We start from the raw sequence: 23848 nt of genomic DNA on the forward strand, positions 1-23848 counted from the left end.
GTAGCGCCTACGATCTTTGGTGATCTAGAGAGAGGCTGGGCGTGTGAGCGAGGCGAGTTCCGGGGGCGGCGGGCAGCGGCGGAGGCTGCTCATCGAGCGTGCCAAGACCTACACGGAGATGGAGCGCTTCGAGGAGGCGGCCGCGGACCTGACCGAGGTGCTCGGTCTCGACCCCGCCGACGACGTCGCGTGGGCCAACCGGGGCGAGCTGTACCGGAGGATGGGACGGTTCGAGGAGGCCCTCGCCGACTTCGGTCGCGCGATCGAGATCGACCCCGAGTACGCGTTCGCGATCGGCAGCCGGGGCCAGGCCTACGCGGCGCTCCGGCGGCCCGCCGAGGCCCTCGCCGACTTCGACCGCGCGCTGGAGCTGACCCCGGACCAGGTGTGGCTGCTCGGCGACAGGGCGAGGCTGTTCCGCGGGCTCGAACGGTACGACGACGCGGAGACCGACCTGATGCGGGCCATCATGCTCGCCCCGGAGGACGCCGACCTGTACAACGCCCGCGGCGACCTGTACTACCAGATGGACCGCTACGCGGACGCGCTCACGGACTTCTCCCACGCCCTGAGCCTGGAGCCGAACAACGTCTGGGCGCTCGTCTCGCGCGGGGAGACGCACCGCATGACGGACGCGTTCGACGAGGCGCTCGGAGACCTCAACCACGCCCTCCAGCTGGAGCCCGACAACGACCGCGCCCTGGCGAGCCGCGGGGCCGTCCTGCACGAGCTCGGGCGGAACGAGGAGTCGGTGGCCGACCTCAGCAGGGCGATCGAGATCGACCCCGACTACACCTGGGCCTACATCCGCAGGGGCGAGGTCCTGCGCTCCCTCGGCCGCTACGAGGACTCGCTGGTCGACATCAACCGCGCGATGGAACTCGACGGGAACGGCGAAGCCTGACCCTGACCCGCCGGGACCGGGTCCCGGGCGGCTTCCCTAGCGGACGACGACGAAGTCCGCCGCCTGCCTGGGGGCACGGTCCCTGGGCGGGGCGGCGGGGTGGCCGATGGCGACGGCGCCCATCGGGTCCCAGCCGGCGGGCAGGTCGAGGACCTCGCGGACCACGTCGCGGCAGAACATGGTGGACGACACCCAGGCCGAGCCCAGGCCCTCCACCGCGAGCTGGACCAGGAAGTTCTGCACCCCCGCCCCGGTCGCGACCACGAACATCTCCCGCTCGGCCGCGTTGCGCCGGTCGTCGCGGTAGGTGTGCGAGCCGTCCGTCACCAGGCAGGGCACCGCCAGGTACGGGGCCGCGCGCAGCACGTCGCCCCGCCTGATCCGCCTGGCGATCGACTCCTCGGAGAAGCCGTCCCCCCGCAGGTCGGCGATCCAGGCGTCCCGCATGGCGTCGAGCAGCTTCTCGCGGGTCCCGGCGGACTCCAGCAGGACGAACCGCCACGGGGTCGTGTGGTGCGGGGCGGGCGCGGCGATCGCGGCGTCGACCGCCCTGCGGACCTTGGCCCCGTCCACGGGCTCCGCGGAGAACTCTCGGATGGTCCTGCGGGCGAAGAGCACGTCGCGCGAACCGTACCGGAACATGTCGTCGGCGGACGGGCGCAGCAGCTCGCCGACCCCCGGCCCGTCGTCCTCGGTGGTGTACTCCGCCAGACCTCTGATCACCGCCACCGGGGTCTGCGCGACCTTCCCCTTGACCAGGTCCCCGGCCGCGGCGAACTCGTCGGCGACCGCGGTCAGGGTGACCTCCAGCGCGTTGCCGTGGTCGTCGGACATGCCCCGGTAGTCGAGCGCGGGGGTCACCCCCGCGAGGCCGACGGCCATGTCGGTCTGGCCGTTGCGCCACGGGCGGCCGAAGGTGTCGGAGACGACCACGCCGACCGACACGCCGAGCAGCTCCCTGACGCGAGCCCTGACGGCCGAGGCGGAGGCGTCCGGGTCGGCGGGCAGCAGGACGACCGTGCCGGGACGGGTGTTGGAGGCGTCGACCCCGGCGGCGGCCATGACGAACCCGTGCGCCGTCTCGGCGATCACGGTCTCGCCCCTGCGGGCCACCACCCGCCGCGTCTCCGCGCCGACCGCCTCGGCGCGGGTCACGTCGCGCAGCACCCGGCCCTCGGCCTTGCTGCAGATCTTCGAGGTGACCACGAGGACGTCGCCGTCGCGCAGGTCGGGCAGGGCCGTGGCGATCAGCTCCCCGACGTCGTCGCCCTCGCGCACCTCGGGGATGCCGGGGACGGCGAAGACCTCCACCCTGACGTCGGCGGGCTCCTCCTGGCCGCGCCTGAGCCGGCTCATCGCGCGCCCTCCTCACGGGCCGAGGGTGACTTCTCGTACGGCGCGGGAGGGGAGGCGTCCCGGCCCGCGAGCCGTACGGCGAGGTCCAGGGCGGCGCGGGCGATGGCGGCGGCGGAGTCGACGTCGTGCATGATCAGCGGGCGGGCCTCGACGGTGACGCCGCCGAGGGCCACCCCGGCGTCCTCCTCCGCGACCAGCCAGCCGTCGACCAGCGGCGTTCCGTACAGTTCGAGGACCGCCTGCGCGGTGGTCTCCACGCCGATCGCGGTCAGGCAGGCGTCGGCCATGCCCCGGACGGGGGCGCCGCCGACGATGGGCGAGACGCCGACGACGGTCTTGCCCTCCAGGGCCTCGCGGATGCCCTTGATCTGCAGGATCGTGCCGATGCTGACGACCGGGTTGGACGGCGGGAGGATGACCACGTCGGCGGCGGCGACGGCCTCCAGCACGCCGGGGGCGGGGGAGGCCTGGTCCGCGCCGACCAGGATGATCTGCTCGGCCGGGACCGAGGCGCGCAGCCGCACCCACCACTCCTGGAAGTGGACGGCGCGGCGGCCCCGCTCGTCGGAGATGACCACGTGGGTCTCGGTCCTGTCGTCGCTCATCGGGATCAGGCGCACGCCCGGCCGCCAGCGGGCGCACAGCGCCTCGGTGACCGCGGAGAGGGGATATCCGGCGTCGAGCATCTGGGTGCGCACGATGTGGGTGGCGAAGTCGCGGTCGCCGAGGCCGAACCACTGCGGCTCGACGCCGTAGGCGGCCAGCTCCTCCTTGACGACGTGCGACTCCTGCCGCCGCCCCCAGCCCTGCTCCTCGTCGATGCCGCCGCCCAGCGTGTACATCACGGTGTCGAGGTCGGGGCAGACCCGCAGGCCGTAGAGGCTGATGTCGTCACCGGTGTTGCCGATGACGGTGATCTCGGAATCGGGGGTCGCGGTGAGGAGGCCCCGCAGGAAACGGGCGCCGCCGATGCCGCCGGCGAGGGACACGATGCGCATGGCGTCCAGTGTTCCACTAGGTCACCGAGCCTGTTGGCGGGGTGCCCGCGGGCGGTTCACAGTAGTCTTTTCATGATCGTTATGACGGGTGTCCGTGATGGCTGGATCGCCTGATTGGCCGCCCGATATGTGGGTTTATAGGGTGTGATGGAGCACTTATGGGGTTGGTGGGCTTCCTGGGACCACCGGCAACAAAGTCAGCCATGTGCAAAACTGACCCGGGTTTACCTAAAGACCCTATGGGGGTAGTTGTGATCAATGTCGAGGCAGTCCGGCTCCGGGAACCGGCGGCGTGGCTCATGGTCGCCGTCGCGTCCGCGAGCGTTCTCGTCGGCATCGAACGCATGCTGGTGGGGGGTGGATCGTCCTCCTTCGCCGAGCGCGCGGCGGACTCCATGGGACGGCTCACCTCGCCGGTCACCGTCGCGTTGCTCGTCGGCGGCGTGCTGCTGGCGACCAACCTCGGCCCGGTGATCCAGCGGCTGAGGACGATGGCCCTGGTGGTGACCGGCACGCTCGGGCTCTCCGTGCTGTTCGGCCTGATCTGCGTGTTCGGCGGGCTGTTCGGCGGGGTGGAGGGGTTCCTGGGGAAGGTCGAGTTCCTTCTCATGTACCTGCCCACCCTCGCGCTGAGCGCGGTCGCGCTGCTGTACGTGCTGCCGAAGGCGGTCCCCGCGACCCCGCGCGACGGCGGCTTCGGCCGCTTCCCCGAGCAGCGGCAGGACCAGCGGTACGCCTACGGCCAGCAGCCCGTCCCCCCGCAGGGGCAGGCCCCCTTCCAGGAGCACCCCCAGGGGCAGCAGGGCGCGTACCCCCACCCGCAGGGGCCGCAGGGCCCCGGTGTCCAGGGCTTCCAGGGTCCTCAGGGGCAGGGTCCTCAGGGTCCTCAGGGGCAGATGCCCCAGCAGGGCGTTCAGCACGCGCAGGAGCAGGGCCCGCAGGGTGGCCACGGCTACCCGCAGGAGGCTCCGCCCGTCCCGGCCCCGCAGCCCCCTTACAACCGCCCCGCGCTCCCGCCCGCGCCCGCGCACGGCTCCGCCGGAGCCCCGGAGGGGTACGGCCAGCAGGCACCCTCCCACGCGCAGCCCGCGCCGCAGACCGGTGACCACTCCCAGGCTCCCTACGCGCCGCCCGCCGAGAACCAGCCCTACGCTTCCCAGGCCCCTTACTCGCAGCCGGAGTCCCAGGGACAGGGGCAGCAGGGGTACGCGCAGCCGGAGCCGCAGGGTTACCCGCAGGCGCAGCAGCCCGCCACCCCGGCCGCGAGCTACACCCCGAGCCCGTACGTCGCGGCTGACGTCCAGCCCCCGGCCCCGGCCAAGCCGTACGACCCGCCGGCCGCGGCCTACGACCCGCCGGTCTACGCGGCCCCGGTGGAACCGCAGGCCCAGACGGAACCCCGGCTGCCGAGCTACCCTCAGTTCCCGGACTCCCCGTCCTACGGGCAGCCCGACTCGTCCTACGGCCAGCCCGACTCGTCGTACGGCCAGTCCGAGCCTTCGTACGGGCAGCAGGAGTCGTACGGGCAGCCTGACCCGCAGGGGTTCGGCCAGCAGGCCGAGCCTCCGGTCTCCCCGGTTCCCCCGGCCTCCTCGACTTCCCCGGCTGCCCCGGCCTACGGGCAGGAGTCGCAGTCGTCGGGTTCCGGGCGGCACTCCAGCCCCCAGCTGCCGAGCTACTCCCAGTATTCGGAGTCCTCCTACGGGCAGCCCGACTCCTCCGCGTACGGCCAGCGCTCGGACCGGTCGCAGTCCGACTACGGGCAGAGCGCGTCCCCGGGTTCCCCGGGGCAGATCGACCCGCTCTTCGGCCAGCAGGCCGAGCCTCCGGTCTCCCAGGTTCCGCCGGTCTCCCCGGTTTCGTCGGTTCCCCCGGCGTACGGGCAGGAGTCGCAGCCGTCGGGCTCCCGGCGCAAGCCCGAACAGCCGGAGTACCCGCAGCCCGACTCCCAGAGCTACCAGCGATCCGACGCCCAGGGCTTCGGGCAGCAGGAGCCGCAGTCGCCCGGGTACGGCCACCAGCCCGAGCCGCCGGCCGACGGGCGCCAGGGACGGCCGCTCGACGCCCAGCCCCGCCCGTCGTTCGACGGCCAGCCGTCGCAGTCCTTCCCGCAGCCGCCGGAGAACTACGGCCAGCCGTTCAGCGGCTACTCGGGCGCGGAGTTCGGCCGCCAGGCCGAGCAGGGCCCGGCCTACCCCGCGCCCGACCCGGTGGACCTCAGGTCCCAGCAGATGGCGCAGGCCTACCAGCAGGCCGAGAGCTACCAGCAGCAGGCCCAGCAGGGCGGCACCGAGCCGCAGCCGCACGTCCCCGAGTTCGGCTCGTCGAGCTACGAGAGCCCGTTCGGGCACCCGCAGACTCCGCAGACGCCGCAGACGACCCCTCAGGCACCCCAGCCCGCGCAGAACCCCCAGAACCCCCAGACCTCCCAGGCCCCCCAGTCGCCGCCCTACCAGTCCCACCAGTGGGACCCGCAGTCGGAGGCGACGCTCCGGTTCGATCCGAACGCCTACCAGGGGGACCCGCTGGGCGGTCCCGCGCCCGCCGCCAGGACCTGGGACTCGCAGCCGATAGACCCCACCGCGATCTACAAGCCGGAACAACGCCCAGGTCAGGTCACGGATGAGGAAACCCCGGATAGAGAGAGGGTGGGCCCCGGTCAGGATCAGAACATGTCCTGGTACGGTTCCGACCGCCGAGAGCACTGAGCCCCTGGCGGTCGAAGCGATCACCTGGTGCAATTGCCGTCGTGGCAGGCACACGACCCACAACCGGGGAGAGCAGGTCTTTCCCCGGATACCAGCATGCCGCTTGACGCCACACCAGGCACGCGCGTGTAATTACACACGTGTTGTTACGCCTTCCTCTGGGTGGGTAAGGGGGAGGCGTTCATAGGGGGGCTCCAATTTTGCGGGCGTGCGGCAGGGAGGTGTGCAGTGGCCGACCTGGTCATCGCACAGGAGAGCATCGCTGAAGAGCAGCTTGGCTGGCAGGAGCGCGCCTTGTGCGCGCAGACCGACCCGGAGGCGTTCTTCCCGGAGAAGGGAGGGTCCACCCGCGAGGCCAAGAAGGTTTGCCGCTCCTGCGAGGTGCGTGCCGAGTGTCTTGAGTACGCACTCGAGCACGACGAGCGGTTTGGAATCTGGGGTGGGTTGTCGGAGCGTGAACGCCGCCGGATCAAGCGCGAGGCGGTCTGAGCCGTCCGCGAGCGGCCGGCCGGAAGGCCCGACCGCGCCGGTATCCGGACAAATCGGACATCCGAGCGCCGAACGAACGCCAACGAACACTATGAACACTATGAACGCCGTGAACATCGACGAACACGATGAACGACACGAACACCGGTCGACAGCGACGGGCACCGACGAGAGACACCGGTAGCGGCACACCGGAGGAGTCCCGAAGACGGTCGAGCGGTCTGGCGGAAGTATGCGGCGCCTCTCCGGGGCGCTTGACGAATATGTCCATGGGGTCACGTGACCGTCGGTCGCGTGACCCTTTTTTCGTGCGCGCGACCAGGTGTAAGACATAGGCAGACAGAGGGTGCCGTATCGTTGTCGCGCCGATCACCACCACTCCTGAACACGGGACGTATGTCCATCACCGACCCCCCGCGCCCCCAGCACACCGTCACCGCGATCGTCGTGTCCCACGACGGATCCCGCTGGCTGGGGGAGACCCTGGAAGCCCTGCTCAGGCAGACCCGGCCGGTGGACCGGGCCGTCGGGGTCGACAACGGCAGCAGGGACGGCAGCGCCGCGCTGCTGACCGGCGCCCTCGGCGCCAGGGCGGTGCTCACCCTGCCGCGCTCGACCGGTTTCGGCGAGGCCGTCGCCGAGGTCCTCGACCGGCTCGGCCCCGGCGGCGGCCGGGAGTGGATCTGGCTGCTGCACGACGACTGCGCCCCGGACGTCCACGCCCTGCGGCTCCTGCTCGAGGCCGCCGACGCGGACCCCAAGGCGGCGGTGCTCGGCCCCAAGCTCCGCGACTGGCTCGACCGGCGGCTCCTGCTGGAGGTCGGCGTCACCGTCGACCGTACCGGCCGCAGGGACACCGGGCTGGAGCCCCGCGAGTTCGACCAGGGGCAGTACGACGGGACCAGGGACGTGCTCTCGGTCTCCACGGCGGGCATGCTGATCCGCAGGGACGTCTGGGAGGAGGTCGGCGGGCTCGATCCCGCGCTGCCGCTGTTCCGCGACGACCTCGACCTGTGCTGGCGCGTCAGGACCGCCGGGTACCGCGTGCAGAACGTCACCCGGGCGATCGCCTGGCACGCCGAGGCCGCCACCCGGCGCCGCCGCCGCATCACCGCCAGCGGCGACCACCCCCGCCGCCTCGACCGCCGCAACGCCCTCTTCGTCGTGATGGCGAACCTGCCCGCGCGCCCGCTGCTGTGGGCGCTGGTGCGCAACGCGTTCGGGTCGTTCTTCCGCACGGTGCTGTTCCTGGTGGCCAAGCAGCCCGCCAACGCGCTGGACGAGTTCCTCGCCTTCGGCTCGGTCTTCGGCCACCCCATCCGGATGATCAAAGCCCGGCGGGCGCGGGCCAAGGGCAGGAGGCAGGGGTACGCGGCGGTGAGCAAGCTGCTCACCCCGTCCGGCGCCGGTTACCGGCGGCTCGTCGAACGGGCCCAGAACTACCTGGCCGGGGGCGGGTTCGTGGCCTCCGAGGGACGCCACCACGCCGTGGCCGCCTCGCCGGACGCGCAGGAGGACGGCGAGGAGCTGCTCACCGACGCCGGGGTGATGCAGCGCGTCTTCGGCAACCCCGGCGTGCTGCTCTTCCTGGCGCTCGCCGTGGTCACGCTGGTGGCCGAGCGCGCGGTGACGGGCGGGGCCAGGCTGGGCGGCGGGGCGCTCGTCCCGGTGATCGGCGGGGCCTCCGACCTGTGGAGCCTCTACCGCGAGAGCTACCACCAGGTGGGCCTGGGCACCGACGCGTGGACCCCGCCCTACGTGGCGGTGCTGGCCGTGCTCTCCACGCTGCTGTTCGGCAAGACGTGGCTCGCGGTGTCGCTGCTGCTGCTCGGCTGCGTGCCGCTGGCGGGGATCTCCGCGTACGCGGCCACCCGGTCGATGATCCCCGGCCGCTGGACCAGGGTCTGGCTGGCCTCCTCGTACGCCCTCCTGCCGGTCGCCACCGGAGCGGTCGCGGCGGGGCGGCTCGGCACCGCGGTGGTCTTCGTGCTGCTGCCCGTCTACGCGGCGCTCGCCACCACGGTGCTCACCGGGGAGCGGCGCCGCGCCCGCCGTGCCGCCTGGGGGCTGGGACTCCTGCTCGCCGTCGGCACGGCCTTCGCCCCGCTGGTCTACCCGCTGACCGCCATCCTCGGCGCGCTCGCGGCGCTGGCCTTCCCGCGCAGGGGCGTCGCGGTCTCGATGCTCGTGGCGTTCGCCGTCCCCGTGGCCCTGCTGTTCCCCTGGCTCGCCCAGGTGGTCGCCGACCCCGGGCGGCTGCTGCTGGAGGCCGGGCTGCACCAGCCCGCGCTGGTCGACCCCGCGCTGCCCGCCGGGTCGCTGCTGCTGCTCAGCCCCGGCGGTCCCGGCATGCCGCCGCTGTGGGTGACCGGCGGCCTGCTCGCCGCCTGCCTGTTCGCGCTGCTGATGCGCCGCAACCGGATGGTCATCGCGCTCGGCTGGGGCGTCGCGCTCTTCGGCGTGCTGGTGGCGATCCTGGTGAGCAGGACCACCGTCACCTCGATCAACGGCGACGTCGAGGCCCCCGCCTGGCCGGGCGTGCCGCTCGCCTTCGCCGCCACCGGCATGCTCGTGGTGGCCGCCCTCACCGCAGACCGGATCGTGGAGTTCCGGGCGGCCGGGGGGCTGCGCCGGGTCGCCGCGTTCGGCGTCGTGCTGGTCGCGTTCTCCACGCCGTTGCTCGCGGCGGGCATGTGGATCGCCAAGGGCGTGGACGGCCCCCTCCGCGGCACCGTACGCGACGTCGTGCCCGCCCTCGCCGCGGAGAACTCCGCGGCCGGCGAGCGGACCCTGCTGCTGCGCGCCTCGCCGGGCGGCCTGCTGTTCACCGTGCTGCGCGGACGCACCCCGGTGATCGGCGAGGCCGACATCCCCGTCCCCGACGGTCCCCGGGAGCTGGTCCGGGTCGCCGCGGCCGGGCTGGTGTCGGGCAGGGGCGGTGACGACGCCCGGGTCCTCGCCGCCCACGGCGTGCGGTTCGTCGTGGTGACCGCGCCCGTCGACCCGGAGATCAGCCACGCGCTCGACTCGCAGCCCTCGCTGGCGAGGATGAGCCTGTCCCGCGCGGTCGGGGTGTGGCGGCTGACCCAGCCGGTCGCCCTTCCCGAGACCCCGCCCGGCGACCCCTGGCACGGCCGCTGGCTCTGGGCCCAGGCCGTGATGCTACTGATCGTCTCGGTCCTGGCCGCGCCCGGCTCGCGGACCGAGTCCGACGAGCCCGCCGTTCCCCAGGACCTCCCCGAGCCTCGCAGAGAGCTGGCCGCCCGGTGAAATCCCTGATCGAGAACCGGTTCAGCCTGCTGGTGCTGGTCCTGGTGGCCCTGCTCGCCCTGTACGGGGTCGCCTACGCCACCCAGCCGCCGGCCGTCACCGCCCCCGCGCCCGGGTTCGAGAAGGTGCCCGTCGCCTCGGTGACGGCCGTCTGCCCGGCGCCCGGCGACACCTCCGTCGGCGTGGTCGCCCCGCCCGGCAGCCGGGAGCCGGGCTCGGCGACGCTCGTCACCGGGGACAGGACTCTGGCCACCGTCGACGTCCCCGGCCGCCTCTGGCACGACGAGGTGCCGGCCTCGTCCCCGCCGCTCGTCGTCGCGGCGAACGGGAGCATGGCCGCGGGCCTGGAGGTGGCGCAGACCCGCAGGGAGAAGTCGGGCAAGCACCGGGGACTGGCCGGGACGCGCTGTGCCGAGCCGGTGGCGAGCACCTGGCTGGTCGGGCCGGGACCGGCCGCGGCGGACGTCACGCTGTACCTGACCAACGCCGACCTCGCCCCGGCCATCGCGGAGATCATGGTCTACACGGGTGAGGGCCCGGTGTTCGACGACACCGGTGGCGTCTTCACCCTCAAGCCGGGGCAGAGCCGCACGATCAAGGTCCTGGACCTCGCGCCCTCGGCGCTCGTCCTGGCGATCCAGGTCCGTACCAGCTCGGGGCGGGTCGCCGCCGCGGCGCGGGCGATGATGAACGACGGGCGCGGCGTGGACTGGCTGCCGGTCTCCGCCGCCCCCGCCACCCGCGTCGTCGTGCCGGGCGTCCCCGGCGGCGGCGGGAGGCGTGAGCTGCTCGTCGCCTCCGCCGAGGAGGTCGACACGCTGGTGGAGGTCAGGGCCCTCACTCCCGAGGGGACCTACGCGATCCAGGGCCACGAGCTCGTCGAGGTGCCCGCGGGTTCCGTCGCCTCCCTCGACCTGTCCGCCGGGATCGGCGGACAGCCGTCCGCGCTGGTGCTCACCTCGGAGACCCCGATCGTCGCCGGGCTCGTCGCCACCGGCACCGGTTCGAAGACCGACGTGGCCTTCACCGCCGGAGCGGTCCCCCTCGACCTGGGCAGCGTCGTCGCCGACAACCGGGCGGGCGGCAAGGCGAGTTCCCGGCTGCTGCTGACCGCGCCGGACGCGGCGGGCGCGGTGAGCGTTCAGGTGGTCCCGCGCGAGGGCGAGCCGCACGAGCCGTTCCAGGTGGAGATCTCCGCCTCGCGGACCAAGCAGGTCACGCTCAAGAAGGTGGACGGGCCCTTCGCGGTGGTCGTGCAACCGCTGCCCGGCTCGGGACCGGTCTACGGCGGGCGCGTCATGGACGAGCGGCTGAAGGGCGGCCTGGCGCTGACCGTGCAGCCGCTCGCCCCCGCGCGCCTGTGGGCGCTGGTCCCGCCGATCGCCGAGTCCGCCGCGACCGTCCTGCCCTGAGGGAGCGGCAAAGCCGTCCCCGGTTGAGGAACGGCGGGGTCGTCCCGCCCCGGGGGCGGCCGGGGGCGGCCGGGGCGTTTCGGGCGCTCGCGGGCGGTCCTGGGCGGTGGGTCAGTCGTGGTCGTCGAAGCCGGGGTCGACCGACTCGGGGGAGAGGCCGAACAGGCCCGCGACCTGCTCCACCACCGCCTCGTGCACCATCGCGCCCAGGTGGTCGCGGTCGCGTGCCCTGCTCTCCAGGGGGCGGCGGTAGATGATCACGACGGCCGGGCGGGTCCCCGCGGCGGGCTCCGCCCGCCCGAACGGAATGGGCTCGCCGGTCAGCAGCCCGGGGCCGTCGCCCAGCTCGCTGATCGGCGGGACCTCCTCGACCGCGAACTCCACGGCCGACAGCTGCTTGGCCCACCGGGGCTTGAGCCGGTCGACGGCGTCCAGGACGAGGTCGTCGAACCGCTCGCTGCGGGCCTTGGCGATCGGCACGTGTGAGGGCGCCAGCGGGCCGCGCAGGCCGCGACCGTGTCTGTCGCGCCTGCGGGGAGGACGGGGTCTGCCGGGTGCCGGGCTCACGGCCCCAGCTTAGACGTGACCCGGACGGGGGCGGGAGGTGCCGTGATGGGAGCGCGGACGGGTGGGAGCCGTGACGGAGGGGGTGCGGGTGGGGGGAGGTGTAACCCGGGGGCGTGCGGACAGGGGGCGTAAGCCGTACAGGCGGGTGGAAGCCGGGACACGTGTCCGAATTGTGGCGACACGCTCGTTAAGAGCGCTCAGATAGTGGCGCCCCGGACGCTTACCGGATACGGTCCCACCGTGAGCCCCGTCCGCCGCTGTTCCCGCACCGCGTGCAGTCAGCCTGCCGTTTTCACGCTCACGTACGTCTACGCCGATTCGACCGCTGTTCTCGGGCCCTTGGCGACGTACGCCGAGCCGCACTGTTACGACCTGTGTGCCGAGCACGCCGAGCGGCTCACCGCCCCCCGAGGCTGGGAGGTGGTCCGCCTGCCGACCGACGGCGCCCCACCGAGCACCGACGACCTGGAAGCCCTCGCCAACGCGGTCCGCGAGGCCGCCAGGCCCGCGCCGAGCGGGAGCACCGAGCCGGTCGGCCAGGGGGTCGAGGTCGGCCGCCGAGGCCATCTGCGGGTGCTGCGCTCCGCCCAGCCCCAGCGCGACCGCTGACCCTACTAGGCTGGGGTCACGAACACGACGCAAGGGGTGGAGCTGGAGTGGGCGACCTCGCCAAGATCTTCAAGGCGTACGACGTTCGCGGCGTCGTGCCGGACGAGCTCGACGAGGAGACCGCCGAGGCGGTCGGCGCGGCCTTCGTGGAGGTGACCGGGGCCGAGACCGCCGTCGTGGCGCACGACATGCGCGAGTCGTCGGTGCCCCTGGCCGCGGCCTTCACCCGGGGGGCGACCTCGCGGGGGGCCGACGTGATCAACGCGGGCCTGGGCTCCACGGACCTGCTCTACTACGCGAGCGGCAGCCTCGGCCTGCCCGGGGTGATGTTCACCGCGAGCCACAACCCGGCCCGCTACAACGGCATGAAGATGTGCAGGGCGGGCGCCGTGCCGATCGGCGGCGCCACCGGGCTCGTGGAGATCCGCGACCGGGCCGCCGCGATCCTGGCCTCGGGCACCCTCGGCGGCCAGGGGGGCGGGACGGTCTCCGGGCGCGACCTGCTGCGCGGCTACGCCGACCACCTGCGCACCCTGGTCGACCTGTCCGGCATCCGGCCGCTGCGGGTCGTGGTCGACGCGGGCAACGGGATGGGCGGGCACACGGTCCCGACGGTGTTCGAGGGGCTGCCCGTCGAGCTGACCGCCCTCTACTTCGAGCTCGACGGCACCTTCCCCAACCACGAGGCCAACCCCATCGAGCCCGACAACCTGCGCGACCTGCAGAAGGCCGTCCTCGACGTGGGCGCCGACATCGGGCTCGCCTTCGACGGCGACGCCGACCGCTGCTGGGTGGTCGACGAGCGCGGCGAGTCCGTCTCCCCGTCCACGATCACCGCGCTGGTCGCGGTCCGCGAGCTGGGCAGGCACCCCGGGGCCACGATCATCCACAACCTGATCACCTCCAGGGGCGTCCCGGAGATCGTCGCCGAGCACGGCGGCCGTCCGGTCCGCACCCGCGTGGGCCACTCGTTCATCAAGGCCGAGATGGCCGAGACCGGCGCGGTCTTCGGCGGCGAGCACTCCGCCCACTACTACTTCAAGGACTTCTGGTTCGCCGACTCCGGCATGCTGGCCGCGCTGCACGTGCTGGCCGCGCTGGGCGAGCAGCAGAAGCCGCTTTCGGACATTCTCTCCGAATACACTCGTTACACGGCCTCCGGGGAGGTCAACAGCACGGTCGCCGACCAGGGCGCGGCGACGGAGCGGGTCCGCGAGATCTTCGCCGCCCGCGACGGCGTCACCTTCGACGAGCTGGACGGCCTGACCGTCTCCGGCCCCGGATGGTGGTTCAACCTTCGACCGTCCAACACCGAGCCGCTGCTCAGGCTGAACGCCGAGGCGGCCGACGAGATTCAGATGGCAGCGATCAGGGACGAGGTCCTTGCTGTCGTGAGGAGCTGAACGAGTGAAGATCGACGACTGGCTGCTGGAGATCCTGGCCTGTCCCAACTGCAAGTCCCCCCTGCGAGCCGACCCCGAGGTCGACGAGCTGTCGTGCACCTCCGCCTCGTGCGGCCTGGTCTACCCGGTCCGGGACGACATCCCGGTCCTGCTGGTCGACGAGGCCCGGAAGTCGTGAACTGGGAGCCAGATCGGCTCGACGACCAGAAACGGCTGGCCGAGGGCGATCCGGCGGGCATGCTGCGGGCGGTGGCCGACTCCGCCGCGCAGGTTCGCACCTCCCGCAGGGCCGCCCTTGAGTCGGACCTGTCCTCGCTCTCCAGGCACGGCCGTCCCCGGGCGGTCGTAGTCGCCGGGGTGGGCGGTTCGGGCATCGCCGGCGACATCCTCAACGTGGTGTGCGGTCACGGGGCCCCGCTGCCGATCGTGACCGTGAGGTCCTACCGGCTGCCCGGCTGGGTCGGCGCGACCGATCTGGTGATCGCGGTGTCGCGCTCGGGCAGGACCGAGGAGACGCTCGCGGTGGCCGCCGAGGCCGTCCGCCGGGGCTGCCGCCTGCTCGCCGTCGGCGGGCCCGACTCGCCGCTCCACGCGATCGCCAGGCAGGCGGGAGCGCCGTTCGTGCCCGCCGTGAGCGGCGGGCAGGGGCGCGCCGCGGTGTGGGCGCTGTCGGTCCCGCTGGTCGTCGCCGCCGTCGAGCTCGGCCTGGTCGAGGCCGAGGAGGCGGTGTTCGAGGAGGTCGCCAAGCGCCTGGAGGACCTCGCCCACCGCTGCCGCCCGGCGAGCGAGTCGTTCATCAACCCGGGCAAGTCGCTCGCCATGGAGCTCGCCGAGACCGTGCCGATGATCTGGGGCTCCTCCCCGCTGGCGGCCGTCGCGGCCCGCCGGTGGGCCGGACGCCTCAACACGGACGGCAGGTATCCGGCGATATGGGGGGAGCTGCCCGAGGCCGGTCACGACCAGGTGGCCGCCCTCGACGGCCCGCTCGCCCAGCGCGACATCTTCGCCGACGAGAGCGGCAGGTCGCTCCGGCTGATCGTGCTGCGCGACGTGGAGGAGCACCCCCGGGTCGTACGGCAGCGGGAGGTGTCGGTGCGGCTGGCGGAGGATCGCGGCGTCCCGGTCACGCAGATCGCCGCGGAGGGGGCGCATCCGCTGGAGCGGCTCGCCACGCTGATCGCGCTCGGGGATTTCGCGAGTACGTACCTCGCTCTCGGGTACGGGATCGACCCGGCCGTCGTGTCGGCGATCACAGAACTCAGGGCAAGGGTTTCGCAATAGGATCCTTGTCTCGTCTTTCCCGAACAACAAGCTGAGCGGAGGCTGCCGTGAGCGCGGGCGGCGGTACTAAGGCAATCATCGCGGCGTTGGCGGCCAACCTGGCGATCGCCGTGGCCAAATTCGTGGCGTTTCTCTTCACAGGTTCGTCATCGATGATCGCCGAGTCGGTCCACTCGGTGGCCGACTCGGGCAATCAGGCGCTGCTGCTGCTGGGCGGCAAGCGCGCGCAGCGGGCGCGCACGCCCCAGCACCCCTTCGGCTACGGACGGGAGCGCTACTTCTACGCGTTCGTGGTCGCGGTGGTGCTGTTCACCATCGGCGCGGTGTTCTCGCTCTACGAGGGCATCCACAAGCTCTCCGCCCACGAGAAGCTGGAGTCCCCCCAGTGGGCCTTCGGCGTGCTGATCTTCGCGATCATCGCCGAGGCGTTCTCGTTCAGGACGGCGATCATCGAGTCCAACCGCGTCCGGGGAAACCAGTCGTGGGTGCAGTTCATCCGCCGCTCCAAGTCGCCCGAACTGCCGGTCATCGTGCTAGAGGACCTGGGCGCGCTGCTCGGCCTGATCTTCGCGCTCTTCGGCGTGACCATGGCCGTGGTGACCGGCGACCCCGTCTGGGACGGCATCGGCACCATCATGATCGGCGTCCTGCTCGCGGTGATCGCGATCATCCTGGCGATCGAGACCAAGTCGCTGCTGCTCGGCGAGGGCGCGGGGCCCGAGGTCGAGACCCGCATCGCCGACGCGCTGGAGAGCGCGCCCGAGGTGAGCCGGGTCATCCACATGCGCACGCTCCACCTGGGCCCCGAGGAGATCCTGGTCGCCGCCAAGATCGCGGTGGACCACGACGACACGGCCGCCGACATAGCCCGCGGCATCGACGAGGCCGAGCAGCGCATCCGCGCGGCCGTCCCGGAGGCCCGCGTCATCTACCTGGAGCCCGACCTCGACAGGAGCAGCGTCAACGGCCCCGTCTGACCCGGACGTGATCTCTCGCACGTAGGGCCACCACCGGGCCGTCACGTCACGGATTCCGGACGCGGGACCCCGGCGCACACCGCCGGGGTCCTCGCGTTCTCCAGGGGCCCCGGGCTTCCCGGAGAGCGCGGGCGCCGTCAGCCCCGGGGGCGGCGCTGGAGGAGGCGCAGGGCCTTCTCCTTCTCGAAGTCCAGGGCCCTGCGGGGGGCCTGCAGGCGGCCGATGCGCAGCCCCAGGTCCCGTACGGCCTGCGCGACCGCGGGTTCGCTCAGGGTCCGCAGCGCGAAGGCCAGCTCGGCGGGGGAGATGTCGAACCGTTTCTCCAGCTCGACGCTCTGGGCGACGGCGGAGAGCTCCTCGGGGCCGAACCGGCGGTGCGCGCCCTGGTTCCGGACCGGGGGGAGCAGGCCGAGCGCCTCGCGGTAGCGAAGCATCCTGGGGGACATGCCCAGCCTGCCGGCGGCCTCGGTGATCCGCATCGGTGACCTCTTTCCAGCGGTTTTGCGGGAAACCTTACATTCTTGTGTCAGGTTACCCGTTCAAAAGGTGCGTGGAGTCGTTCCGGCGGCCTAAACTCGATGGACATCGACTGTTCCGATGGAACGGCGAGCCCGGCCCCAGAGCGAAGCACGATCGCGAGACGAGCGCGACGGGCGAGGGTGTGAGGCGAACGCCGCCATCAACCAGAGGGGTAACCACACATGGACTTCAAGGTCGCCGACCTCTCCCTTGCGGCCTTCGGGCGCAGGGAGATCCAGCTCGCCGAGCACGAGATGCCGGGCCTGATGGCCGTACGCAAGGAGTACGCCGCCACCCAGCCGCTGGCCGGGGCGAAGATCATGGGCTCGCTGCACATGACCATCCAGACCGCCGTGCTCATCGAGACCCTGGTCGCGCTCGGCGCCGAGGTCCGCTGGGTGAGCTGCAACATCTTCTCCACCCAGGACCACGCCGCCGCCGCCGTGGTCGTCGGCCCGGAGGGCACCCCGGAGAACCCGCGGGGCGTCCCGGTCTTCGCCTGGAAGGGCGAGACCCTGGAGGAGTACTGGTGGTGCACCGAGCAGGCCCTGACGTGGCCCGGTGCCGACGGCCCCAACATGATCCTCGACGACGGCGGCGACGCCACCATGCTCGTCCACAAGGGCAGCGAGTACGAGAAGGCCGGCGCCGTGCCCAGCACCGGTGAGAACGACCCCGAGGAGTGGGGCGTCGTCCTCGAACTGCTCCGCCGCACGGTCTCCGACGAGGGCCGCTGGACCAAGGTCGCCTCGCAGATCAAGGGCGTCACCGAGGAGACCACCACCGGCGTGCACCGCCTGTACGAGATGTTCAAGACCGGCAACCTGCTCTTCCCGGCCATCAACGTCAACGACTCGGTGACCAAGTCCAAGTTCGACAACAAGTACGGCTGCCGCCACTCGGTGATCGACGGCCTCAACCGCGCCACCGACGTGCTGATCGGCGGCAAGGTGGCGCTCGTCGCCGGGTACGGCGACGTCGGCAAGGGCTGCGCCGAGGCCCTCAAGGGCCAGGGCGCCCGCGTCATCGTCACCGAGATCGACCCGATCTGCGCGCTCCAGGCCGCCATGGACGGCTTCCAGGTCACCACCCTGGACGAGGTCGTCGGCCTCGTCGACATCTTCGTCACGACGACCGGCAACTTCGACATCATCACGGCCGACCACATGGCCCGGATGAAGCACAACGCGATCGTGTCCAACATCGGTCACTTCGACAACGAGATCGACATGACCGGCCTGGCGCGGATCCCGGGCATCGAGAAGACCGAGGTCAAGCCGCAGGTCCACACCTGGCGCTTCCCCGACGGCAAGCAGATCATCGTGCTCGCCGAGGGCCGCCTGATGAACCTGGGCTGCGCCACCGGCCACCCCTCGTTCGTCATGTCCAACTCCTTCACCAACCAGGTGATCGCGCAGATCGAGCTGTTCACCAAGACCGACGACTACCCGGTCGGCGTCTACGTGCTGCCCAAGCACCTGGACGAGAAGGTCGCCCGCCTCCACCTCGACGCGCTGGGCGTGAAGCTCACCACGCTCACCAAGGCCCAGGCCGAGTACATCGGCGTGGACGTCGAGGGCCCCTACAAGGCCGACCACTACCGTTACTGACATCCGCGGTCGAGTTCCACCGGGCCCCCGCGGCTTCGCGGGGGCCTTCGGGCAATTACGGTCCGGAATTCAGGTGATTCCGGACCAGGTGTTCCGGGGTTCGGGCGATCTGGGGAGAGACGTGGACAGCGCCGACAGCGCTCTGGTGGCCGCGGGGGAGCTGCGGATCGGGTGGGCGGCGCGGGCGATGCCGGTGCTCACCGCCCTCGGCGAGCGGTTCGCCGCCGAGCGGCCCTTCGAGGGGCTGCGGATCGCCGCGTGCCTGCACGTCACCGCCGAGACCGCCGTGCTCATGGGCACCCTCAAGGCGGGCGGGGCCGAGATCGCCCTGGCCGCGTCGAACCCCCTGTCCACCCAGGACGACGTCGCCGAGGCGCTCCGTGACTACGGCGTCGTCGTGCACGCGCGGGCCGGGGTGACCATGGACGCCTACTACGGCCACATCCACCAGGCGCTCGACATCGTCCCGGACATCGTGCTGGACGACGGCTGCGACCTCGTCAACATCCTGCACACCGAGCGGACCGAGCTGCTGGAGACGGTCTCGGGCGGGTGCGAGGAGACCACCACCGGGATCATCAGGCTCCGCCAGATGGCCGCGGAGAAGGCCCTCAGGTTCCCCGTGGTGGCGGTCAACGACACGCGGACCAAGCGGATGTTCGACAACCGCTACGGCACCGGCCAGTCGACCATGGACGGGATCATGCGGGCCACCAACACCCTGCTCGCGGGCAAGACCGTGGTGGTCGCCGGATTCGGCTACTGCGGCCGGGGCGTCGCCGAGCGGGCCAGGGGCCTGGGGGCGCGGGTCGTGGTGACCGAGATCGACCCCGTCAAGGCGCTGGACGCCTCGCTGCAGGGCTACGACGTGCGCTCGATGGCGGCGGCCGCCCGCGCCGGGGACGTGTTCGTCACGGTCACCGGCAACCGCGACGTGATCAGGGGCGAGCACCTGGTGGAGATGAAGGACGGCGCGATCCTGGCCAACGCCGGGCACTTCGACGTCGAGATCGACGTCCGGGCCCTGGACGACCTGGCGCACGCCGTCCACCGCGGGGTGCGTCCCAACACCGACGAGTACGTCCTCGCCGACGGCCGCAGGCTCCTGCTGCTCGCCGAGGGCCGCCTGGTGAACCTGACCGCCGCCGAGGGGCATCCGGCCGCCGTCATGGACATGTCCTTCTCCGCGCAGGTGCTCTCGGTGGCGTGGCTGGTCCGCGAGCGGGCACGGCTGGAGCCGGGGGTCTACGACGTGCCGGGGGAGGTCGACGTGGAGGTCGCGCGGCTCAAGCTGGCCGCGGCCGGGATCGAGATGGACGAGCTCACCCCCGACCAGGAGGAGTATCTCCACTCGTGGCGGCTCGGCTCGTAGCCACGCTCTCGGTTCGTGGTCATGCCCCCGCTCGTGAGGGCATCCCCGGTCGTCGCGGGTCTCGCTGTCGCGGCCTCGCCGTCATGCCCGCCGTCGCCGCGGCCTCGTGGCCACGCGCTCTCCGCCGCCGGGGACCCGCGGGCACGCCCGTCGTCGTCAGAGCTCGGCCAGCATCTCCTGCATCCTGCGGATCTCGGCGCTCTGGCCCGCCGAGACGTCGTTGGCCAGCTCCTCGATCCGTATGTGCGAGCCGGAGGTCAGCACCTGCTCGGACATCTTGAGCGCGCCCTGGTGGTGCGTGGTCATGAGCTGGATGAAGAGCCGGTCGAACTCCTTGCCCGAGGCGGCCTTGAGGGCCTCCATCTGCTCGGGCGTGGCCATGCCGGGCATCGCGTCGTGCTCGGCGTGGTGCTCGGGGGCTTTCAGGCCCTGCTGCTGGAGCCAGGAGATCATGAACTGGATCTCCGGCCCCTGCGAGTCCTTGATGCGCGAGGCGAGGCTCTTCAGCCTGACGTGCTCGCCGCGGGTCGGGGCGAGGGAGGCCATGTCGAGGGCCTGGCGGTGGTGGACGACCATCTTCTGGACGTACGTCACGTCGGCCGCGTTGGGGGTGGGCGCGGGCACCATGGTGGCGGCCTCGCTCGGGCTGACGGTCCTGGCTACCTCACCCGGCCTGCCCGGGACGATCACCGGCGCCGACGCCTGGGGGGACGGGGCCGGCTCGGGGTCGGCGCTGCACGCGCCGAGGGACAGGGCTGCGATCACGACGATGAGCGCGACGCGCACCCGGCCTCCTCCGTGAATGTCCAGTGACGAAAGACCGTAACCCCTGTGGGGGTGGCCCGTAAAGACCACAGACCGACAACAGTTGCTGACACTGTGACGGCTTGCCGGATGACCGTACACCATGAACGATTTAAGCATTTATGCACCTTTTATTTGGGTGCATGTGTCAAGGAGGTTCACGAGTGTCCACCCCCCTCAGGAAGGGCCTGACCGGCCGCTTCCTGCTTGTGGCCGGGGTTGCCGTCGCGACGGTGCTGGCTGCGTTCCCCGCGCAGGCCGCCGATATCCCGGCTCCCGGCGAGATCGCCAAGAGCGCGAACATCGAGCACGTCCTGAACGTGCCCAAGCCCGGCCCGCTGACCGACATCAACACCGACATGGCGTTCCAGGGCGATTACGCCTACGTCGGCAACTACAGCGGCTTCTCGATCTACGACATCAAGAGGCCGGACAGGACCTCGCTGGTCAGCTCGGTGGTCTGCCCCGGCGGGCAGATGGACGTGTCGGTCTACGGAGACCTGCTCTTCGGTGCGGTCGACTCCTCGCGCAACAACGACTCCTGCAGCAGCGTCGGCCAGTCCGCCAGCGTCAAGGAGTCGTGGGAGGGCGTCCGGATCTTCGACATCAAGGACAAGAAGAACCCCAAGTACGTCAAGGCCGTCGAGACCAACTGCGGCTCGCACACGCTGACGGTCGTCCCGGGCAAGGGGAGGGACCGCAAGAGCGTCTTCCTGTACGTCTCCTCCTACAGCCCGAACGCGTCGTTCCCCGACTGCCAGCCGCCGCACGACAAGATCTCGATCATCAAGGTGCCGCTGAGCGACCCGGCGTCCGCCTCGGTCGTCGCCACGCCGGTCCTGTTCCCCGACGGCGGCAACCCGGGTGAGACCCTGCCCTACCCGGAGCGCACCTCGGCCACGAGCGGCTGCCACGACATCACCGCCTACCCGGAGAAGAACATCGCCGCCGGAGCCTGCATGGGCGAGGGCGTCCTGTTCGACATCTCCAACCCGGTCGAGCCGAAGGTCACCGCCACCGTCCGCGACGACCAGAACTTCGCGTTCTGGCACTCGGCGACGTTCAGCAACAACGGCAACAAGGTGATCTTCACCGACGAGCTCGGCGGCGGCACCCAGGCCACCTGCAACGAGGCGATCGGCCCGAACCGCGGCGCCAACGCCTACTACGACATCGAGGACGGCCAGCTCACCTTCAAGAGCTACTTCAAGATCGCCCGCCACCAGGCCGACACCGAGAACTGCGTCGCGCACAACGGCTCGCTCATCCCGGTCAAGAACAAGGACATCATGGTCCAGGCCTGGTACCAGGGCGGCATCTCGGTCGTCGACTTCACCGACTCCAGCAACCCGCAGGAGATCGCGTTCTTCGAGCGCGGCCCCGACAGCACCGCCCCCGCGCTCAGCGGCGGCTTCTGGTCCGCCTACTACTACAACGGCCACATCTACGGCAGCGACTTCAACCTCGGCCTCGACGTCCTGAAGATTAACGACAGTCGTATGGGCAGGGCCGAGAGGGTCAAGTTCGACATCCTGAACGCGCAGACCCAGGAGTCCTACCGTGGTCGTGGTCACGATAACTGATCTCTGAGGGCGGTCATGGCCATCGACCTCTGACGACTGCCATGACCACCACCCGGTGACGGCCACCGGGCGCTCGACGGGCGCCCGGTGGCCGTCATGCGTTGTGCGGGGGTGGAAAGCCGGGATGATCACGGAAGAGCCATAGACCGTAAGCTTTTTTCCGGCTGAAGTAAAGAGCTCACCTCATATTTTATTGTGACAAAGTCATACTCTGTCGGCCCGGCTGTCAGGAGGAGCGGTTTGCTAATTTATGCATGCCTTATGTCTGCTCCAAGGAGGCACCCGAGTGTTCGCTCCCCGAAGGACCATCCGGGCGTTGGTGGTGGCGGCGACGGCCGTCGCGATGCTGACGTCCACGGTCTCGGCCCAGGCCGCCGACATTCCCCCGCCCGGTGAGATCGTCACCAGCCCCAACGTGACGCACGTGGGCACCCTGCCCAAGCTCCCCGGCCTTGAGGCCACCACCAACAGCGACATCGCCTTCCAGGGCGACTACGCCTACGTCGGCAACTACGGTGGCTTCTCGATCTACGACATCAGGAACCCGAGGCGCGCCAAGCTCGTCAGCGGCGTCCTGTGCCCCGGCTCGCAGATGGACGTGTCGGTCCACGGCGACCTGCTGTTCGCCGCGGTCGACAACTCCCGCAACAACGATTCCTGCAGCAGTGTGGCCCAGCCCGCCAGCGTGAAGGAATCGTGGGAAGGGGTTCGGATCTTCGACATCAGCGACAAGAAGAACCCCAAGTACATCAAGGCGGTCGAGACCAACTGCGGGTCCCACACGCTGACACTCGTTCCCGGCAAGGGCAGGGACCAGCGGCGTAACGTCTACCTGTACGTCTCCTCCTACAACCCGAACGCCACGTTCCCCGACTGCCAGCCGCCGCACGACAAGATCTCGGTCATCAAGGTGCCGCTGCGCAACCCGACCGACGCGGCCGTGGTCAACGCGCCGGTGATCTTCCCCGACGGCGGCAACGAGACGCAGCCGGGCCTGCTGCTGCCGACCAGCGGCTGCCACGACATCACCGTCTACGCGGAGAGGGACACCGCGGCCGGGGCCTGCATGGGTGACGGCGTCCTGTTCGACATCTCCGACCGGGAGAACCCGGTGATCACCGCGCGGACCACCGACCCGAACTTCGCCTTCTGGCACTCGGCGACGTTCAGCAACAACGGCAAGAAGGTCATCTTCACCGACGAGCTCGGCGGCGGCGGCGCGGCCACCTGCAACGAGGCCACCGGCCCGAACCGCGGTGCCAACGCCTACTACGACATCGTCCGCGGCAAGCTGGTCTTCAAGGGCTACTTCAAGATCACTCGCTACCAGGCCGACACCGAGAACTGCGTCGCGCACAACGGCTCGCTGATCCCGGTCAAGGGCAAGGACATCATGGTCCAGGCCTGGTACCAGGGCGGCGTCTCCTTCGTGGACTTCACCGACTCGTCCAAGCCGAAGGAGATCGGCTTCTTCGAGCGCGGCCCCGAGCCCGACGGCGGAGGCGGCGGCATCTGGTCCGCGTACTACTACAACGGCTACGTCTACGCCAGCGACTTCCGCAGGGGGCTGGACGTTCTCAAGATCGACGACCGTCGCACCGACCCGGCCAGGGGCGTCCGCTCGGACCGGCTGAACGTGCAGACCCAGGAGTCCTACGGCGGTCACGGCCACGGTCACTGACACGTCACTGACACACGGTCGCCCGCGAGGGCGAGCGGGGCCGACGAGAGGGCCCGTGAACGACCTCGCGGGTCGGAGGACCCGGAAGGGTCTCACGGGTCCCGCAAGGGCTCATGAGGTCTCGTGAGGGCTCATAGAGACTCGTGAGAGCTCATGAGGAGAGGGACGGCGGGTCGCCCGCCGTCCCTCTTCGCGTTCCGGTTCCCGCGGGGCCACCGCACCGGCGTCATGCCCGTACGGCACCGCGCCGCCGGGGTGCCCGGTCAAGAGCCGGGGCGTCCGGCGGGAGTCGGGTGTCCGGCGGG

The 23848-nt window shown here is 71.2% G+C and carries 19 protein-coding genes; 14 read left to right on the plus strand and 5 right to left on the minus strand.

Going from position 1 to position 23848, the window contains the following annotated elements; all coding sequences use genetic code 11:
- Positions 1–43 precede the first annotated feature (43 nt).
- Positions 44–904, plus strand: a complete 861-nt coding sequence (locus tag ACFYWM_RS19115) for a tetratricopeptide repeat protein (protein WP_389916360.1) — start codon at positions 44–46, stop codon at positions 902–904.
- Between the two features lie 36 nt (positions 905–940).
- Here the strand turns inward: ACFYWM_RS19115 and ACFYWM_RS19120 are convergent, their stop codons facing one another.
- Together ACFYWM_RS19120 and cofD are read right to left on the minus strand one after the other, a co-directional pair.
- A complete protein-coding gene (locus ACFYWM_RS19120; RefSeq protein ID WP_389916362.1) occupies positions 941–2260 on the minus strand; it encodes a coenzyme F420-0:L-glutamate ligase in 1320 nt (439 codons plus the stop codon).
- Positions 2257–3258 (minus strand): 2-phospho-L-lactate transferase, encoded by a 1002-nt coding sequence (gene cofD, locus ACFYWM_RS19125; protein ID WP_389916364.1) that lies wholly within the window; start codon positions 3256–3258, stop codon positions 2257–2259. Before cofD ends, ACFYWM_RS19120 begins: the two co-directional genes overlap by 4 nt.
- A gap of 251 nt (positions 3259–3509) precedes the next feature.
- On the opposite strand from cofD, the gene ACFYWM_RS19130 reads away from it, so the two are divergent.
- The 4 genes from ACFYWM_RS19130 to ACFYWM_RS19145 all read left to right on the plus strand — a co-directional run bounded on the left by ACFYWM_RS19130 (position 3510) and on the right by ACFYWM_RS19145 (position 11137).
- Positions 3510–5966 (plus strand): hypothetical protein, encoded by a 2457-nt coding sequence (locus ACFYWM_RS19130; RefSeq protein ID WP_389916366.1) that lies wholly within the window; start codon positions 3510–3512, stop codon positions 5964–5966.
- A 228-nt stretch (positions 5967–6194) separates the two neighbouring features.
- Entirely contained in the window at positions 6195–6455 is a 261-nt protein-coding gene (locus ACFYWM_RS19135) for a WhiB family transcriptional regulator (protein WP_037969494.1), read from the plus strand.
- A gap of 396 nt (positions 6456–6851) precedes the next feature.
- Entirely contained in the window at positions 6852–9725 is a 2874-nt protein-coding gene (locus ACFYWM_RS19140) for a glycosyltransferase (protein ID WP_389916368.1), read from the plus strand.
- Entirely contained in the window at positions 9722–11137 is a 1416-nt protein-coding gene (locus ACFYWM_RS19145) for a DUF5719 family protein (RefSeq protein ID WP_389916370.1), read from the plus strand. Before ACFYWM_RS19140 ends, ACFYWM_RS19145 begins: the two co-directional genes overlap by 4 nt.
- A 111-nt stretch (positions 11138–11248) precedes the next feature.
- Here the strand turns inward: ACFYWM_RS19145 and ACFYWM_RS19150 are convergent, their stop codons facing one another.
- Positions 11249–11704 carry a metallopeptidase family protein gene (locus tag ACFYWM_RS19150; RefSeq protein WP_329090497.1) on the minus strand — a complete coding sequence of 152 codons (456 nt, stop codon included), beginning with the start codon at positions 11702–11704 and terminating at the stop codon, positions 11249–11251.
- Between the two features lie 240 nt (positions 11705–11944).
- On the opposite strand from ACFYWM_RS19150, the gene ACFYWM_RS19155 reads away from it, so the two are divergent.
- Genes ACFYWM_RS19155 through ACFYWM_RS19175 form a run of 5 tightly spaced genes read left to right on the plus strand, consistent with a single transcriptional unit; the run spans position 11945 to position 15974 of the window.
- Positions 11945–12313 carry a DUF3499 domain-containing protein gene (locus ACFYWM_RS19155; RefSeq protein WP_389916372.1) on the plus strand — a complete coding sequence of 123 codons (369 nt, stop codon included), beginning with the start codon at positions 11945–11947 and terminating at the stop codon, positions 12311–12313.
- Between the two features lie 47 nt (positions 12314–12360).
- The gene (locus ACFYWM_RS19160; RefSeq protein WP_389916374.1) at positions 12361–13716 is read left to right on the plus strand and encodes a phosphomannomutase/phosphoglucomutase; all 1356 of its coding nucleotides are present in this window, start codon (positions 12361–12363) and stop codon (positions 13714–13716) included.
- A 4-nt stretch (positions 13717–13720) separates the two neighbouring features.
- The gene (locus ACFYWM_RS19165; RefSeq protein WP_389916376.1) at positions 13721–13894 is read left to right on the plus strand and encodes a Trm112 family protein; all 174 of its coding nucleotides are present in this window, start codon (positions 13721–13723) and stop codon (positions 13892–13894) included.
- Complete coding sequence (locus ACFYWM_RS19170; RefSeq protein ID WP_389916378.1) at positions 13891–14997, plus strand: SIS domain-containing protein; 1107 nt, start codon at positions 13891–13893, stop codon at positions 14995–14997. Before ACFYWM_RS19165 ends, ACFYWM_RS19170 begins: the two co-directional genes overlap by 4 nt.
- A 47-nt stretch (positions 14998–15044) precedes the next feature.
- On the plus strand, positions 15045–15974 hold the full coding sequence (locus tag ACFYWM_RS19175; protein ID WP_389916380.1) for a cation diffusion facilitator family transporter: 930 nt from the start codon (positions 15045–15047) through the stop codon (positions 15972–15974).
- Between the two features lie 137 nt (positions 15975–16111).
- Here ACFYWM_RS19175 and ACFYWM_RS19180 read toward each other — a convergent pair whose 3' ends face one another.
- Positions 16112–16453: a MerR family transcriptional regulator gene (locus ACFYWM_RS19180; RefSeq protein ID WP_389916382.1), complete on the minus strand. Its 342-nt coding sequence runs from the start codon at positions 16451–16453 to the stop codon at positions 16112–16114.
- A gap of 222 nt (positions 16454–16675) precedes the next feature.
- On the opposite strand from ACFYWM_RS19180, the gene ahcY reads away from it, so the two are divergent.
- Both ahcY and ACFYWM_RS19190 read left to right on the plus strand, forming a co-directional pair.
- A complete protein-coding gene (gene ahcY / locus ACFYWM_RS19185; RefSeq protein ID WP_389916384.1) occupies positions 16676–18103 on the plus strand; it encodes an adenosylhomocysteinase in 1428 nt (475 codons plus the stop codon).
- A 121-nt stretch (positions 18104–18224) separates the two neighbouring features.
- Positions 18225–19475, plus strand: coding sequence for an adenosylhomocysteinase (locus ACFYWM_RS19190; RefSeq protein ID WP_389916385.1), 1251 nt, complete (start codon positions 18225–18227; stop codon positions 19473–19475).
- A gap of 156 nt (positions 19476–19631) precedes the next feature.
- Here the strand turns inward: ACFYWM_RS19190 and ACFYWM_RS19195 are convergent, their stop codons facing one another.
- Positions 19632–20261, minus strand: coding sequence for a DUF305 domain-containing protein (locus ACFYWM_RS19195; protein WP_389916386.1), 630 nt, complete (start codon positions 20259–20261; stop codon positions 19632–19634).
- Between the two features lie 182 nt (positions 20262–20443).
- Between ACFYWM_RS19195 and ACFYWM_RS19200 the strand changes: the two genes are divergently transcribed.
- Positions 20444–21862 carry an LVIVD repeat-containing protein gene (locus tag ACFYWM_RS19200; protein WP_389916388.1) on the plus strand — a complete coding sequence of 473 codons (1419 nt, stop codon included), beginning with the start codon at positions 20444–20446 and terminating at the stop codon, positions 21860–21862.
- A 286-nt stretch (positions 21863–22148) separates the two neighbouring features.
- Positions 22149–23543 carry an LVIVD repeat-containing protein gene (locus tag ACFYWM_RS19205; protein WP_389916390.1) on the plus strand — a complete coding sequence of 465 codons (1395 nt, stop codon included), beginning with the start codon at positions 22149–22151 and terminating at the stop codon, positions 23541–23543.
- The last annotated feature ends 305 nt before the right edge of the window (positions 23544–23848 follow it).

The organism is Streptosporangium sp. NPDC002721, from assembly GCF_042888905.1.
GTDB lineage: Bacteria > Actinomycetota > Actinomycetes > Streptosporangiales > Streptosporangiaceae > Streptosporangium.